Source organism: Flavobacterium sp. UBA7680, from assembly GCF_002482975.1.
Lineage (GTDB): Bacteria > Bacteroidota > Bacteroidia > Flavobacteriales > Flavobacteriaceae > Flavobacterium.
This window is the reverse complement of the sequence record NZ_DLHA01000014.1, coordinates 1-16014: the sequence shown is the minus strand read 5'-3', so window position 1 is coordinate 16014 and position 16014 is coordinate 1. Positions and strand designations below refer to the sequence as shown.

The window sequence follows — 16014 nt, the reverse complement described above, 5'->3', positions numbered from 1 at the left end:
GTAATTAATGTATATGATGATAATTTGGAGGGAATAAACATTTGTGAAAGCCAAGATAAATTCCACAAAACTTGAAGTGATAATTTTTAAAGCATTTTTCTCTTATCATGTGGAGCTTATAGGTACTGAATTTATGTTTTAAATCCTTTATTGTAGAGCTATTGTGTACTTCTCAAAAAAAGGTATTCATTCAGTGTACTTCAGAAAATTGATGTAGTAATATTTCGAACTTGAGCCTTCAAATTGTTTTAATACAGTATTATCAGTTCTTGTTAAGTCTAAATGCATCGATTGTGCACCCAGTTTAACTCTAGCATACTAAGAAAAGCTATTATTTAATTGCCTGCTGATTCTGAAACTCTTCGATGGTTAAGTTTCCGAGTGCAGAATGTCTTCTGCAGGTGTTGTAAAAGTTCTCGATATAATCGGTTATTGATTTTTCTGCTTTCTCTTTAGTCTTATATTTATTTTGGTATACCAGTTCTACCTTTAATGTCTTGAAGAAGCTTTCTGCTATCGCGTTATCATAGCAGTTTGCTTTTCGGCTCATGCTATGCTTTGGGTTATTTTATTTTTTCTCAGTTTTTTTTGTTAGTTTTTTCTTTTGAAAAAAATCGCTTAAAGCTTTTACTTCAGCTAATGTTAGAGAACTTAGTCCACCAATACTGTCTATATCTAAATCTAATTTTTTAGTTTTCATAATTATTTATTTTGAAAATATTTATTGATTAATTTCAAAGCTGATTTTGTTTCAATTATCATAATTCTACCACCGAAATGGAATTCTCCAAGTGTTTTTTCATAATGATCAGCTAATTGCGATTTTGAAAGAAAAGAAACATTTCCATCGTGACCCCGCTGAAAAGATAATTTACAAGCATAAGCAGCTAGATTACCAGCTACATCAGCATAAACCTTTGTTTGTCCTTTATTGAATGGAGCACTTTCAACAAGATGCATATAGACATGATCTGACTTAACTTCTAAGCTTGAAGACCTTGAATTATTTTTGAATTTCCAAAAATTGTAAGTTTATAAACATCTCTAATTGGATTTTTAAATTCTTCATTCCAATTAGAAAGCCAGCCATTTTTCTTTGTTAAAGACTTTAAATCAGAATTTTGAGAATAGAAATTTTAGTCTGAAAACTATCTCCGGTAATCACGTTTTCTATTGAGTTTGTTAATTTGTCAATTATAAAATCGAGTCCTAATTCTGCTTCTTTATCCATACTGCTAATTTAATGAATATAATCTAATTTTGAAAACATTTGAATATGGAAAATAAATTCTGCCGACCCTGTCGACAGAATTGTTGGACTTTAGTAATGTTTCGAACTTAAGGCTTCAAGTGGTTGTTTAACAGTTTTTTATAATATTTATGAAACTAGTTGCACCGATTCTGCACCTAAATTGAAATTATAACTAATTCGATATTTTATCTTCCTAGAAAAAGTTTTAATAAACATTAAGAACTAAATTGGCTTGAATTTATAAATGGTCAAATGGTAATTACTTGAAGTAGCTTTTGAGGTAATTGGGATGCGAAACTTAAAATCGTATTTATGTAATAATTTTAAGGTCAAAAGGAGGGAATTAAAGTAAGTGGCGTAGAAACTTGCTGCTGATTATGAATCAAAATTCTCAAAACTGTATAATTTTGTATTGTAACAATCTAAAAATTATATAATTATGTTAATCGATCTTATCACCCGTGAAGACTTAAATGAATTCAGAAATCTTCTTTTGAATGATTTAAAGCAATTCATTCAGCCTCAGTCCCAGCAGAAAAATGAATGGCTAAAATCTTCTGAAGTCCGAAAATTATTAAATATTTCCGCAGGAACTTTGCAGAACCTCCGAATAAATGGTACACTGGCATATACAAAGATTGGAGGACTTATGTATTATAAATATTCGGATATCGAAAAGATTTTGAATGATAAATAATTTTAAAATGACCTTATAGTCTTTTAAGATATTGTGTAATAAAAATGGTTTTGAAAGAAATTATTTCAAGTAACTTAAAAAACTTCAACTTTCCGTTATTCTGTGAAAACTTTTATGACTGACTATTAAAACATTAAATTGAATTTTGGGACCTAAAGATAAAAAAAGAAAAGGGGTAGCCGAATAGGTCCCATTTTCTTTGATATAACTTGAATATTTTGGAGTTGAATAAAAAGAAAAACCCCTTAAATCATACGATTTAAGGGGTTTTGACTGCCTTTGGAAGGCTCTTTAGTCGGGGTGGCAGGACGACCTACCTATTCCTTAATTCGTTGGTTTTATTGGTGTTTCCAGGTACTCGCCCAAAAAGGGTCGCCGAATAGGTCTCATTTATAATGACTTACCTTGCAGTCCTTTGTTTCCTTGATCAATTTAATCGCAATCAGTCAATGTACTTTAATAACTGTAAATGTATAAAAAATGTCATTGATTATCAAAATTATGTCATCTTTACAGAGAGTTTCTTCATTGTTAGGCTTGTCTATAACTAATCTATATTAAATTAAAGTCTCAATATCTTATAAAATATTATACTTCAGCACAATTCAAATTGGTTTCTATTTAATCAAGGGTGGGGATTAAAGATTATTCTGGGAGCACTATGTTCAGAAATTATTATTGTTTTACATAGATTATGGTAAAAAACATATAAGGTGAGAGAAATTAACTGGAACAACTATATTGCCATATGGAAATCTAAAGAGTTAACTATATTTTTTTAAATTAATATTAAAAAGGTGCTGGATTAATTTAACCGAACACCTTTTTATGAATATTATAATCAATACTAAAATTTCATTTTCTGAATTCTAACTGCATTTAAAATTGCCAATAACGCTACTCCGACATCGGCAAAAACAGCTTCCCACATGGTGGCTAAACCACCTGCGCCGAGTATTAAAACAATAGCTTTTACTGTAAATGCTAAACCTATATTTTGCCAAACTATTTTCTTGGTCTGTTTACCAATATTAATTGCCATTGCAATTTTACTTGGTTTGTCATCTTGTATAACCACATCAGCAGTTTCTATGGTAGCATCGCTTCCTAAGCCTCCCATTGCAATACCAACATTGCTTAATGCGACCACTGGTGCATCGTTTACACCATCACCAATAAAGGCCACAGTCTCATTTTTTGCAATTATTTCTTTTACTTTATTTACTTTACCTTCGGGTAATAAATCCCCAAAAGCATTTGCAATTCCTAGTGATTTAGCTACAAATTGTACAACGGTGGTTTTATCGCCACTTAGCATCGTGGTTTTTACTCCTAATGATTTTAACCTATCGATTGCGATTTGTGAATCTTCTTTAATACTATCGGCGATGGTTAAATATCCAACGAACTCTTGATTATAAGCAATTGCAATTAACGTATAAACAATACTTGTTGGGTCTATATCATAAGCTATGGAAAATCTGTCCATCATTTTAAAATTACCGATTAACAGTTCATTTCCGTTTACAGTGGCTTTTAATCCCTGACCTGCTATTTCTTCTACGTTCTGTAAAATTATTGAAGTGTCAATTTTACCAACGTATTGATGAATGGCTGTAGCCACCGGATGAGTGCTTTGATTCTCCACTGCATTAACCATTTGCAGGACTTCGTTTTTATTGAATTTTGGCTTAAAAACCACTTCCTGTACTTTAAATACTCCTTCTGTCATTGTTCCGGTTTTGTCCATCACTACATTTTGAATTGTTGCCATAACATCGAGAAAATTACTTCCTTTGAAAAGAATTCCGTTCTTAGAAGCAGCTCCAATTCCTCCAAAATAACCTAAAGGAATACTAATTACTAAAGCGCAAGGACACGAAATAACCAAAAATACTAGGGCTTTATATAACCAATCACTAAAAACATAATTAGTAACAAATAACATGGGTCCAACGCAAATTAAAAAGGCTAATAAGACTACTATTGGTGTGTAGATTTTAGCAAATTTTCTGATGAATAACTCTGTTGGTGCTTTTTGAGCTGTGGCATTTTGAACTAACTCTAAAATTTTAGATAATTTACTATCCGTATAAGATGTTGTTGCCTTTACCTGTGATACAGTAGTCAGATTAATCATTCCTGCTAAAACTGTTTCTCCCTTTGATTTGGTATCAGGTTTGCTTTCACCTGTTAAGGCAGCTGTGTTAAATGATGCATAATCTGATAATAGTTCACCATCTAAACCAAGTTTTTCACCAGGTTTTAATTGTATAATATCTCCAATATTTGCGTTTTCCGCTTTAATTGTTTTAGTTACATTGTTCACCAGGACAGTTACCTCATCTGGTCGTTGGTCAAGAAGATTTTTAATATTGAATTTGGCCCTTTTTACTGCCAATGCTTGAAATATTTCACCTACAGCGTAAAACAGCATTACCGCTACACCTTCGGGATATTCACCAATTGCAAATGCTCCTAGTGTCGCAATAGCCATTAAAAGAAACTCAGAAAATATATCGCCTTTACGAATACTTTCAAATGCTTCTTTAATAACAGGGAAACCTACGGGAATATAAGCAATGCCATACCATATTATACGTATCCATCCTGTAAACCAAGATTGTGGAAAAAAATTATCCAATACAATAGCAATCAGCAACATTATAAAACCTATAATTGCAGGAATAAACATTTTAAAAACATTTTCTTTTTTATGGACTTGGTCATTACCACCTTCATTTGAAAACTCTTTTGCCTTTTTATTAATTTTATTTTCTAATTTGCAACACAGTTGTTTGCCACTTGCGTCGTACTTATGTTGATGTTCCATATTTTCATAAATTAGTATTGTTTATTTTCTTTTGGCTCTATTGATTCAACGTCTTATCTTTTTTAATTAGTCATTGTCATCCTTTTCTTCACTTGTTTTACTTTTTGAGAGTAGAAAAAATGCGCCTTTAGTAACCACAATTGCATCTGCTGGAATATCATCAGTAAACGATACTTCTGTATAGCCTAAATCAGTGACCCCTTTCTTTACTTCTATCATCGTGAAATAATAGGCATCAGGCTTATCCATTGTCTTGCATTTTTCATGTATCTCACAATCGGGATGTTTCGTGCAAGATTTGCTACGAGGGCAGTGTTCGTGTTGCTCGCATTTTGGATGCTCTGCACAATTTTCTGAAGGCTTGCAAAATTCATGAGCAGCACAATCTTTATGTTCCTTACAGCCAGTTATTTTATTTCTGATGAAAATAAATTGTTTCCCGCCTGTTTCAAATACTGCGTCACTCAGAACCACAGTTGTTTTTCGGTTTCCGACATCAATTAAAGCATCTACGTACATTCCAGGAATAAGTTCATGACTTTCGTTTTTAATCTTGGCATGTACACTGATTGCTTTTGAATTCCCTTCAAAAGATTTGTTGATTCCGAAAACTTCTCCTTCAATGGTTTTTCCTCCTTTTTTATTTTGATAATCGGGAACATTGGTAATTGAAAATAAGATTTTTTGGCCAACTTTGATCTTAAAAATATCTTTTTCATAAACCATCAGATCACAATGAATCTGACTGTTGTCAATAATCTCGAAAAGTGCAGTGTTAGGTTCTGCATATCCTCCTGTACTAGCATTAACCTTGGCGATATATCCTGTTATAGGTGCCTTTAGTATTATTGAAGATGTAATTTTGCCATTAGCTAGCTGGGTCATATTAACTGAATAAACACGTAATTGACCTGCAAGCGCATTTACCCTTGATTTAGCTCCATTGTACTCAGATTCAGAACGTTGAAATATTTTTCCCGTTCCTGCATCATTATCCGCCAGTTCTTTTTGTCTTTGATATTCTTTTTCCAAAAAAGACAAACTATTCCGAGCATCAATGTAGTCTTGTTGCAGTTTAATAAAATCCGGATGCTCTAAAATTGCGATTGTTTGGCCTTTCTGTACCTTGCTACCTTCTATTACTAAAATTGATTTTACTATTGCACCAACGTAGGAAGAAACTTCTGCCTTGTTTTGTGGAAGTACTCCAAGATGGCCACTGGCTTTTATAGTAGTGGAAAGGTTTTGTTGCTCAACTTTGCCAAACTCAATATCAATAGTCTCGAATTGCTCTTTTGTCAGTTCTACAAATGTAGTTAGTTCATCTTCATTTGGAGTTTCAGCTGTTTTGGATTCTTCTTTTTTCTCGTTGCAACCTATTATTAGTAAACAACAAAGCATTGCCAGGAGGGCTTTCATACCCATTATATTATTTTTAAGTTCCATATCAGTAGGGTGAATTTTAATTTCCACCAATTAAAAAGTTAATATTGATTATCGTCTTAGTGTGTTCATTTAAAGTGTCGAGATAATGAGACTTGATAGAAAGAGCCTGAGTCAGGTTTTGAATATACTCAACATAACCAATTTCGCCCTTTTTGTATGAAAATTGACTGATTCGTAAAATTTGATTTGCTTGTTCAAGTCCGGAGGATTCATAATAATTAAGGAGGTCTGTTAGTTTCTGGTACTCTTGTAATTGCTTATTAAAATATGAATTAAGACCGTTTTGGTAATTCTTAAGATCACTCCTTGCTATCTCTGCTTCAATTTTTGCTGATTGAACACGACCGCGCTGACTGGAAAAGAATATTGGAATACCAACACCAAACTGAATTCCTTGAAAACCGTTAACACCATCAAGAGATTGGTTAAAATAACCTAGTGAAAGATCAGGAAGAAATTTATTTTTCTCCAAACTCAATTGAGACTGTGCAACTGAAATCTTTTGATTGTAGTAAGCAAGCATTGGATTTTGTTTTATTGCAGTTGTGCCGGTGCTAGCTGAAAGTGTTTGTCTTGTAAGTTTCTCATCCAAAATCATTATTTCATCATTAGTTCCAAGTAGTTTTTTCAGTTCTTGTTGATAAATTAGTATGTCAGCCTGGGCCTGACTTTTTTGCAACTGCACTTCTTGGTAAATATTCATTGCAGATAGTTTTTCCAAATTTGATGTTTCTCCAGTTTTATATTTAAGTTGTGCTACATCAGAAAATTTCCGATAGATACTATCCTGCGTATTTACCAATTTCAATTTTTCCTTGCTTGCTACAAGTTGATAGAAAGCAGTTTTAACATCGCGTATTAACTCATTTTTTGTCAGAGTATGTACTTTTTCACTTAATGCAATATTTTGTTTTTGCGCTCTTCCTTGAGCAATATATACGGTTGGAAAGCTAAAGTCCTGAGTAACGCCAAAATTATTATCTCTGTAGCTACCATTGTATTGTCCATGCAATAATGAGATGCTAGTTTTTGGAATGTCGAAAGAGGTTTTCTTTAATACCTCTTGTTGCTGGACCTGCAATGTTGCTGACTTCAATTGAGGATTTTTTTCAATTGCAATTTTAACTATTTCGTCTAATGTTAATGGTTTACCCGATGTTTGTGCAAATGAAAATGAAGTGAAAAGAAATAATGCAATCACAACAGGAGTAGTTCCAATTTTTATATGTTTAGTATTAGAAAAAAGTATGTAAAGTGCTGGAAGGATAACTAATGTAAGTAGGGTTGCAGAAATCAGTCCTCCAATAACAACCGATGCCAATGGTTTTTGAACTTCTGCCCCTGCACTTGTGGAAAATGCCATTGGCAAAAAACCAAGAGCAGCCACTGAGGCAGTCATGATTACAGGGCGTAACCGGTGTTTAGTACCGAGGCGAACTCGTTCATAAATATCTGAAACTCCTTCTTTTTCAAGTGAGTTGAATTCACCAATAAGGACAATCCCATTTAAAACTGCAACTCCAAACAAAGCAATAAAACCAACACCTGCAGAAATACTAAAAGGCATGTCTCGTATCCACAAAGCGAATATTCCTCCAATAGCTGACAGCGGAATAGCAGTAAAAATGAGCATCGTCTGTTTTAATGAACCAAAGGTGAAATACAGCAAGATTAAAATTAAACCTAAAGCAATAGGTAAAGATACTGCCAAGCGGTTATTGGCGTCCTTTAAGTTTTGAAATTGTCCACCATAAGTAATGTAATAACCCGGAGGCAGTTTAAGATTCTTATCCAATTTTGCCTGAATCTCCTCAACAAGACTTTCAACATCGCGACCGCGTACATTAAAACCTACATACACTCTTCTCTTTCCGTTTTCTCTTGATACCTGAGCGGGTGCATCTACAATTTTAATATCTGCCAACTGGTTTAGTGGAATCTTACTCCCTGAAGGCAAAGGAACGTAGAGGTTTTCAATATTGTGTATATCTGTACGCAAATTACTCTTTAGACGCACCACCATATCGAAGCGCATTTCTTTTTCAAAAACAACACCAGCAACATTTCCTGCAAAGGCAGTATTTAAAACCATATTGACATCAGAAATGGATAAGCCATATTGTGCAATTTTGTCGCGATCGTACTCGACAACTATTTGTGGTAAACCAGTTACCTTTTCAATGGTCGGTTCGGTCACACCTTCTATAGGTGCTATTAATGTACCGACAATTTTTGCCTGTTTTGCTAACTCGTCAAGATCGTCTCCAAATATTTTTATAGCGACATCTTGTCGTATTCCTGTCATCAATTCATTAAATCGCATTTGCATTGGCTGGGTTACTTCAACTTTGACGCCAGGCAATACAGACAAAACTTCTTCAATTTTCTCTTGTATTTCCTCACGTGAATCAGCACTAGTCCATTCTTTCTTGTCCTTCATTTGCAGCATCATATCGCCTTTTTCAATAGGCATTGGATCTGTAGGGATTTCGGCACTACCTATACGCGTTACAATTTGTCTAATTTCAGGAAATTTCTTTTTCAGCATTCCTTCTGCTACAGTGAAAGTTTCAACTGTTTGCGATAGCGAGGCTCCCTGCATCATTGATATTTCCACTGTTAAATCGCCTTCCTCAAGGGTTGGGATAAATTCACCTCCAATAGTATTGAAAATCCATATACTAACTAAAAATAAAAGTGCAAATATAGCTATCAAAGATTTTTTAAACCTCAATGCAAGTTCAAGCACAGGGGAATAAACACGCTGTAAGAAATCCATAATCTTATCTGAAATATTTCTTTTATGCTCTGTTTTTTTACTGAGGCATAACGCTGACATCATTGGAACATAAGTCAGCGAAAGAATAAATGCTCCAAGAATTGCAAATGCAACTGTTTGTGCCATTGGAATAAACATTTTTCCTTCAATACCTGCAAGGGCTAAAATCGGTAGGTAAACAATCATGATAATGATTTCTCCAAACGCTGCGCTATTTCTTATTTTGGAAGCAGCACCATAAACCTCAGAGTCCATCTGTTCTTGGGTTAGTTTTTCTAAACCTTGATGGTGCTTACGACTCAATGTTATTCGATGTACAATGGCTTCAACTATAATTACTGCACCGTCAACAATTAACCCAAAATCAATCGCACCTAAACTCATAAGATTTCCTGAAACCCCGAAAAGCCTCATCATGCATAATGCAAAAAGCATGGCAAGAGGTATTACGGAAGCGACAACTAATCCAGCTCGAAGATTTCCTAGAAGTAAAACTAAAATCAAAATGACAATCAAACCTCCTTCAATCAGGTTTTTCTCAACAGTACCAATAGCTCTGCCCACTAATTCAGAGCGGTCTATAAAAGGCTCAATGATCACTCCTTCAGGAAGTGTTTTTTGAATCTGTGCCATGCGTTCCTTTACATTTTTGCTAACTTGGTTAAAATTTTCACCTTTGAGCATTAGCGTCACACCAGCTACTACTTCGCCCTTACCATTTCGGGTAACTGCCCCGTATCGGGTAGCCTTTCCAAACTGCACTAATGCCACATCACGAATAAGGACAGGAGTGCCATTAATATTTTTAATGACTATTTTTTCAATATCATCCAAAGTTTTAACCTGGCCTAAACCCCGAATAAAATAAGCATTGCTTTGTTGTTCTATATATGACCCGCCAGTATTTGCATTATTTTTTTCAAGAGCTTCATATATTTCAGAAATTGTAATATTCATAGCATTAAGCCTATCATTGTCTAATGCAATTTCATACTGTTTTATATAGCCTCCCCAACCACTTACTTCTGCCAGGCCCACAACACCTGCCATTTGTCGTTTTACAATCCAATCCTGAATGGTACGTAAATCTGTAGCGGAATACTTTTTTTCATACCCTGGTTTCGTATGAATAACATAGTGATATATTTCTCCAAGACCTGTTGTAATAGGTGCAAGCATTGGTTCACCCATATCTTTGGTTATTTGCCCTTCTACTTCCTTAAGTTGTGCCCCTACTTGTTGACGAGCCCAATATACATCAGTTTCATCTTTGAAAACCAAAGTTACAACTGACAACCCCGATCTTGATATTGACCTTTTTTCAGTAACATTGGGAATGTTACCTGTTGCTAACTCAATAGGAGCAGTAATATATTGCTCTACTTCCTGAGCGCCCATAGAGGGAGCTAATGTAATAACCTGTACTTGGTTGTTACTAATATCAGGAATCACATCAATGGGCAATTTTACAGCACTGTAAATACCTGCAATTACAAGTGCCAGTGTCATCATTGCTATGATGATTTTGTTTTTTATGCTGAACGCAATTATCTTGTCTAACATTTTTTATTGTATAATGAATGATATTCTCAGGACATAATCCTGAAATTTCGTGGAAGTCCACAACTTGTTAACCCGAAATTACTCGGGCATCATTATACTATTTGAGGTGGTTGCCAAATACTTCCAAAGAAATAGGAAACAAAAACTGGCTTGTAAACTGGTTCTTTGGTTTTTATAACCGTAGAGATTAAAGTAAAATTATAATTAATAACAGGAAAATAACTCAAAATCTGTGCTCCACAACGATTACAATTACAAAATGGGTTACACAAATCTTTTTTCTTATTGTGTGAATGATTAACACATTGATATTGCTGCGCTTCCGAAGACTGTCCGGCATTACTTACTTCCATATCAGCACAGGGCATAAATGCCAAGACTACTATATAAACTGACAATATGATGTTAAACCATTTCACGGATGTAAAAATAGTAATAAAATTTATATTATTTAAAAATAATTTTTATTGACTATCGGCAACTTTATACGAAACTAGAATTCATTTATAAATAGTTATAATGCAAATTTGATTACATTGCAAAAATAAAAATTAATGGTTCTACCATTTTAATCATGGCAGGAATTATCCGTGGAGATTACAAAAGATATTTGAAATTAACAACTTTAACATTTAATTTATTTTAACTTATATTTATATTATTACCTTTGTAATACTATATTTACTTCTCATGAAAAGATTTTACATCATATTAATTGTTACCCTTGGCCTCTTCCTAGTGCCAACGGCAACTTTTGCATGTGGAAATCTTTCAAAGAAAGCTTCCTGTACTAAGGAAACTTCTAAAACCCATAATGAGGATTGCTGCTCAGAAGAAGGCGGTCATTCCAAAAAGGAAAAGCATGATGGCTGCGGTCATAAATGTGGACATGCTTCATGCGGGTGTGCTTCAGTATGCAATGGAGGTATCTCCTTTTTAAGCGAACTGGAATTCAAAAACAATACTTTGAGTCTTTTTTCTCAAAAACAAAAATTCTACAATTCAGAAACCTCAATTTTAACAGGTTTCTATTCTATCTGGCTTATACCTAAAATAAGCTAAAAACCTTTTTTGATAGCCATACGTGTGCCAAAGAAGGAAGCCATTTGTTTTTCATTATTTTAATTTTTCGCTTATATAGAATAATAGTCTATACACCTCGTATATACAATTATTTCTCATAAGACTACATTCACTTCTAATACATTTTAAAATGAAATTAATTCAAAAAGGATTGATGGCAATTACAATATTGCTATCAGTCGTAGTGTATGGCGCACCTATAAAAAATGCCAAAACCGTAAACACAAAAATTTATGGTAATTGTCTAATGTGCAAAACTGCTATTGAAAAAGCAGCAAACATCAAAAATATCGCTTCGGCAAACTGGGATGAGAACACCAAAATTGCGGCCATTACCTACGACCAGAAGAAAACAAATCAGGAGGAGATCCTAAAACGAATTGCCTTAGCGGGATATGACAGTGAGCAATTCTTATCTCCTGCCGAAGCATATGTAAAACTTCCACAATGCTGCCAATATGAAAGAACAAATAAGATGGCTGTCACAATGAAAGAATCAAAAATGGATATGGAGAAAATGGATCATTCCCAGCATACAACCGCAGTTCTTCCAGATGCACAACAAGACAGTCCATTTAAAACAATTTTCGACAACTACTTTGAGCTAAAAGATGCTTTAGTGAAAACAGATGCCAAGACTACTGCAATCAAATCTAAAGAACTTCTTACTGCAATCAATGCTGTCAAAATGGACAACCTAAAACCTAAAGAACATACTGCATGGATGAATGTAATGAAAAGTTTAGCTACAGATGCAAAAAACATTTCTGAAACCCAGGATATTAAGAAACAAAGAGAATCCTTTAAAGGCTTATCTAAAAACACTTACGATCTTATAAAAACTACCAATCAGCCACAACCGGTTTATTATAATCATTGCCCAATGGTTGATGCGAATTGGCTGAGCAAAGAAAGTGGTATCAAGAATCCGTATTACGGTTCCCAGATGCTAAGCTGTGGATCAACTATAGAAACAATCAAATAATCCCAAATCAAAAATGAAAAATATAATTACAGGTACTTCAATCCTTGGAGCATTAATCTTAGGAACCCTATGGCTGTCTTCTTGCAGTAAATCAGATGATATGAATATGTCCGATCCAAAATTGAACATAAACTATCCTGCTGCATATGTGGTCAATGGTCAGGACGGCACAATTTCAGTAATCAAATTGGCAACTAATGAAGTTACAGAGACCGTCAGCCTTATGGGGACCGGAACTGATATGATCATGTGGCCTCACCACATTTCTTTACATTCTAATCACCTGGCCATTGGCGTGCCCGGAATGGACTTCTCTGCCGGTCATACTGCCGGCATGGAAGGAATGACAGGTAAACTCCTAGTAATTGATGCCGTCAATGGAACAACTGTAAAAAACATTAACCTGCCAATGATGAACCATAACACGATCTACAGTCCAAATGGTTTAGAAATTTGGGTACCTCAAATGGACATGAATGGAAAAGTTCTGGTTTATGATGCATTAACATACACATTGAAAAATACCATTGCAGTGGGCATGATGCCTGCTGAGCTTACCTTTTCTTCTGACGGCACTAAGGCTTATGTCGCTAATGGAGATGATAATACTGTGTCAGTTATAAATACGACAACCAAACAAGTTACAGCCACTGTTGCTGTAGGGAACAACCCTGTGGGTGCTTGGACAGGAAGTGACGCCAGAATGTATGTTGATAATGAAGACGGGCAATCTATCTCGGTAATCAATGTGGCAACGGATGCTGTAGATCAAACCATTGATTTAGGATTTATGCCTGGAATAGCGTCTCACAATGGCAATAAGAAGGAACTTTGGGTAAGCGATCCTGTTAATGCAAAAGTACATTATTGGACTTGGGACCAGACTATGATGATGTGGATGCATGGAGGTGTATTTACTACTGGCTCGGGTGCACATGCAATAACATTTACAGCAGATGGCAATACAGCATATGTGACCAATCAGACAGCCAATACAGTCTCTGTAGTTAACGTATCAAATCACACTGTCTCTAAAACTATTAATGTAGGCAGAAAACCCAATGGTTTGGTGCTAAAAATGTAAATCCTATCCTAAAAGGTATTCAAAATGCCAACCGGAAATTGAATTTGCACAATCAAAAAAAGAATTATTCGTATAACACTCAAATAAAAGAATGTTGGACAAAACAACATTTATAAGAGATCTAAAACTAAAAAAAATGAAAAAATTAATTTTCTCGACCCTTATAATGGCAATTGTACTTACAGCCTGTAATTCAAAAAACAAGGAAACTACAGCTCCTGAAGCTGCTTCCGGGACAGCTCAGAGTGATTCACAATTGTATGCCTGTTCCATGCATCCTGAAGTTACAGGAAAAAAAGGAGACAAATGTTCCAAATGCGGAATGGAATTAACCGAGCCAGTAAAGGAAACTACTGAAAAAAGTGCAGAGGTAAAAACAACTCAAGGTGCTCAAACAACATTTTCTATAAACGAAATTGTGAGCAATTATCTGACTTTAAAAAATGCATTAACCAAAGATGATACAAAAGGAGCTGCAAATGCCGGACAAGCATTGTATGCAATTTTTAATAATGTAAATCCCAATTCAATAGATGCGAAATTAAAGACAGAATATCTTGATATTGCTGATGATGCTAAAGAACACGCAGAACATATTGGAGCTAACGGTGGAAATATCGAACACCAAAGAGAGCATTTTGCCATGTTAAGTAAAGACATGAATGATTTGATAAAATCTTTCAAATCAGAGCAAAAATTGTATCAAGATTTTTGCCCTATGTATGATGGTGGTAAAGGAGCTATTTGGATAAGCGAAACCAAGGAAATCAAAAATCCATATCAAGGTAAAAAAATGTTAACCTGTGGTTCTATGAAAAAAGAACTGTAAAGCAGTTAACTACTTCTAAATATATCGGGTTATTTACATAATGACCACTCAATGTTACGGTGACTATTGATGTTCCGAATTTATTGAAATGGAAAAAATGCATCTAATTTTTTAGACTGCCCTTTGATCCGTTCTTTAACCAAATAGTCACTTATGATATGTCTTTTCATGTAAGTAAGTTGATAGACATATTTTCAGAAACATCAATAGTACCCTTTTTTTTAACAATTAAAATTTAATAAAAATGAAAAATGTAATTCTTTCAGCCATAGTTATGGTATTTGTAATGGTTTCAGGTAATGCACAAAGCAAAAAAACAGAAACTAAATTTTCAACTGAACAAATTGTAGCAAATTATTTAGCATTAAAAAATGCACTTGCAAAAGATGACACCAACGGAGCTGCTAAAGCTGGAAAAGCATTGTATGCGACTTTCAAAAGCGTAAATGTAAAATCGATAGATCCAAAATCCAAAGCAGCATATCTTGATATAGCTGACGACGCCAAAGAGCATGCAGAACATATTGGGGCTAATGGTGGCAATATTGAGCATCAAAGAGAGCATTTTGCCCTACTGAGTAAAGACGTAAATGATTTGATCAAGACTTTTGGAGCTCCAAAAACACTATACCAGGATTCTTGTCCTATGTATGATGGAGGAAAAGGAGCTATCTGGATTAGTGAAACAAAAGAGATAAAAAACCCTTACTATGGTTCCAAAATGCTTACCTGCGGTTCAATGAAAAAACAATTGTAAAATGAAACGATTCATCAGAAAGATTCTTTTTATTGGGTTAATTATTTTTCTACTGATGCAATTGTATCAGCCTGCCCGAAATTCCGATTACGGGCAGGTTTTACCAATTCACATTTCGAGAGTCTATCCCATTCCCAAAAATGTACAAACGATTCTTCAGACTTCCTGTTATGATTGTCACAGCAGCAACACGCAATATCCATGGTACTCCTACATACAGCCGGCACGTACTTTCATGGAGGGGCATATTACTAAGGGTAAAGAAAATTTGAATTTTAGCCAATGGGGAAGTTATTCCAAACGAAAACAGGAAAATAAATTAGACCGAATTGCCAAGCAGATAAAAGCTAACGAAATGCCTTTGGCTTCCTATACGCTGATCCATAAAAATGCAGTGCTGAATACTGTTCAGAAAGAACAACTGCTCAATTGGATTGAAAAAGTAAGCGATAGTCTTGCACAAATAAATTAAATCTATGGTACACAAATTAATAGAATGGTCGCTGCGCAACCGTTATATCGTTTTACTATTATCAGCAGGAATATTTGTATGGGGTATCATCTCTATTCAAAAAAATCCTATTGATGCTATTCCCGATTTATCTGAAAATCAGGTAATCGTTTTTACAGAATGGATGGGACGTGCTCCACAGCTCGTTGAAGACCAGATCACCTATCCCTTGGTTACCAACCTTCAGGGATTGCC

15 protein-coding genes and 1 pseudogene are annotated in these 16014 nt (G+C 34.6%); 8 read left to right on the top strand and 8 right to left on the bottom strand.

Annotated features, from left to right (window positions below; translation table 11 throughout):
- Positions 1–331: 331 nt before the first annotated feature.
- The 4 genes and pseudogenes from B3C18_RS02150 to B3C18_RS02135 form a co-directional block, all read right to left on the bottom strand.
- Positions 332–559 (bottom strand): annotated as a pseudogene (locus B3C18_RS02150) (transposase); the annotation flags it as partial.
- 9 nt (positions 560–568) lie between these two features.
- The gene (locus tag B3C18_RS02145) at positions 569–700 is read right to left on the bottom strand and encodes a hypothetical protein (protein ID WP_291141630.1); all 132 of its coding nucleotides are present in this window, start codon (positions 698–700) and stop codon (positions 569–571) included.
- A gap of 2 nt (positions 701–702) precedes the next feature.
- Positions 703–960 (bottom strand): hypothetical protein, encoded by a 258-nt coding sequence (locus B3C18_RS02140; protein ID WP_291141626.1) that lies wholly within the window; start codon positions 958–960, stop codon positions 703–705.
- A gap of 148 nt (positions 961–1108) precedes the next feature.
- The gene (locus tag B3C18_RS02135; protein WP_291141623.1) at positions 1109–1231 is read right to left on the bottom strand and encodes a hypothetical protein; all 123 of its coding nucleotides are present in this window, start codon (positions 1229–1231) and stop codon (positions 1109–1111) included.
- 460 nt (positions 1232–1691) lie between these two features.
- On the opposite strand from B3C18_RS02135, the gene B3C18_RS02130 reads away from it, so the two are divergent.
- Complete coding sequence (locus tag B3C18_RS02130) at positions 1692–1949, top strand: helix-turn-helix domain-containing protein (protein ID WP_291141619.1); 258 nt, start codon at positions 1692–1694, stop codon at positions 1947–1949.
- 847 nt (positions 1950–2796) lie between these two features.
- Here the strand turns inward: B3C18_RS02130 and B3C18_RS02125 are convergent.
- The 4 genes from B3C18_RS02125 to B3C18_RS25990 form a co-directional block, all read right to left on the bottom strand.
- Positions 2797–4782, bottom strand: a complete 1986-nt coding sequence (locus B3C18_RS02125; RefSeq protein WP_291141616.1) for a heavy metal translocating P-type ATPase — start codon at positions 4780–4782, stop codon at positions 2797–2799.
- 66 nt (positions 4783–4848) lie between these two features.
- On the bottom strand, positions 4849–6228 hold the full coding sequence (locus tag B3C18_RS02120; RefSeq protein ID WP_291141613.1) for an efflux RND transporter periplasmic adaptor subunit: 1380 nt from the start codon (positions 6226–6228) through the stop codon (positions 4849–4851).
- A 16-nt stretch (positions 6229–6244) separates the two neighbouring features.
- Complete coding sequence (locus tag B3C18_RS02115; protein WP_291141610.1) at positions 6245–10570, bottom strand: CusA/CzcA family heavy metal efflux RND transporter; 4326 nt, start codon at positions 10568–10570, stop codon at positions 6245–6247.
- A 92-nt stretch (positions 10571–10662) separates the two neighbouring features.
- Positions 10663–10989, bottom strand: a complete 327-nt coding sequence (locus B3C18_RS25990; protein WP_349680551.1) for a DUF6660 family protein — start codon at positions 10987–10989, stop codon at positions 10663–10665.
- Positions 10990–11260: 271 nt separating this feature from the next.
- Here B3C18_RS25990 and B3C18_RS02110 point away from each other — a divergent pair, with 271 nt between their 5' ends.
- The 7 genes from B3C18_RS02110 to B3C18_RS02080 all read left to right on the top strand — a co-directional run.
- A complete protein-coding gene (locus B3C18_RS02110) occupies positions 11261–11632 on the top strand; it encodes a hypothetical protein (RefSeq protein ID WP_291141607.1) in 372 nt (123 codons plus the stop codon).
- Between the two features lie 151 nt (positions 11633–11783).
- Positions 11784–12638 (top strand): DUF3347 domain-containing protein, encoded by an 855-nt coding sequence (locus tag B3C18_RS02105; protein WP_291141604.1) that lies wholly within the window; start codon positions 11784–11786, stop codon positions 12636–12638.
- 13 nt (positions 12639–12651) lie between these two features.
- Positions 12652–13722 (top strand): hypothetical protein, encoded by a 1071-nt coding sequence (locus B3C18_RS02100; RefSeq protein ID WP_035650035.1) that lies wholly within the window; start codon positions 12652–12654, stop codon positions 13720–13722.
- A 136-nt stretch (positions 13723–13858) separates the two neighbouring features.
- Positions 13859–14551 (top strand): DUF3347 domain-containing protein, encoded by a 693-nt coding sequence (locus tag B3C18_RS02095; protein ID WP_035650691.1) that lies wholly within the window; start codon positions 13859–13861, stop codon positions 14549–14551.
- A 244-nt stretch (positions 14552–14795) separates the two neighbouring features.
- The gene (locus B3C18_RS02090; protein ID WP_035650034.1) at positions 14796–15308 is read left to right on the top strand and encodes a DUF3347 domain-containing protein; all 513 of its coding nucleotides are present in this window, start codon (positions 14796–14798) and stop codon (positions 15306–15308) included.
- Between the two features lies 1 nt (position 15309).
- On the top strand, positions 15310–15780 hold the full coding sequence (locus B3C18_RS02085) for a heme-binding domain-containing protein (RefSeq protein ID WP_035650032.1): 471 nt from the start codon (positions 15310–15312) through the stop codon (positions 15778–15780).
- A gap of 4 nt (positions 15781–15784) precedes the next feature.
- Positions 15785–16014, top strand: a 230-nt coding sequence (locus B3C18_RS02080) for an efflux RND transporter permease subunit (RefSeq protein ID WP_291141597.1), incomplete at its 3' end; no start/stop codon positions are given.

Excerpts from the sequence above, each read along its gene's own strand:
- B3C18_RS02145 (WP_291141630.1), bottom strand. The coding sequence starts at position 700 with ATGAAAACTAAAAAATTAGATTTAGATATAGACAGTATTGGTGGACTA.
- B3C18_RS02140 (WP_291141626.1), bottom strand. The coding sequence starts at position 960 with ATGCATCTTGTTGAAAGTGCTCCATTCAATAAAGGACAAACAAAGGTT.
- B3C18_RS02135 (WP_291141623.1), bottom strand. The coding sequence starts at position 1,231 with ATGGATAAAGAAGCAGAATTAGGACTCGATTTTATAATTGACAAATTA.
- B3C18_RS02130 (WP_291141619.1), top strand. The coding sequence starts at position 1,692 with ATGTTAATCGATCTTATCACCCGTGAAGACTTAAATGAATTCAGAAAT.
- B3C18_RS02125 (WP_291141616.1), bottom strand. The coding sequence starts at position 4,782 with ATGGAACATCAACATAAGTACGACGCAAGTGGCAAACAACTGTGTTGC.
- B3C18_RS02120 (WP_291141613.1), bottom strand. The coding sequence starts at position 6,228 with ATGGAACTTAAAAATAATATAATGGGTATGAAAGCCCTCCTGGCAATG.
- B3C18_RS02115 (WP_291141610.1), bottom strand. The coding sequence starts at position 10,570 with ATGTTAGACAAGATAATTGCGTTCAGCATAAAAAACAAAATCATCATA.
- B3C18_RS02110 (WP_291141607.1), top strand. The coding sequence starts at position 11,261 with ATGAAAAGATTTTACATCATATTAATTGTTACCCTTGGCCTCTTCCTA.
- B3C18_RS02105 (WP_291141604.1), top strand. The coding sequence starts at position 11,784 with ATGAAATTAATTCAAAAAGGATTGATGGCAATTACAATATTGCTATCA.
- B3C18_RS02100 (WP_035650035.1), top strand. The coding sequence starts at position 12,652 with ATGAAAAATATAATTACAGGTACTTCAATCCTTGGAGCATTAATCTTA.
- B3C18_RS02095 (WP_035650691.1), top strand. The coding sequence starts at position 13,859 with ATGAAAAAATTAATTTTCTCGACCCTTATAATGGCAATTGTACTTACA.
- B3C18_RS02090 (WP_035650034.1), top strand. The coding sequence starts at position 14,796 with ATGAAAAATGTAATTCTTTCAGCCATAGTTATGGTATTTGTAATGGTT.
- B3C18_RS02085 (WP_035650032.1), top strand. The coding sequence starts at position 15,310 with ATGAAACGATTCATCAGAAAGATTCTTTTTATTGGGTTAATTATTTTT.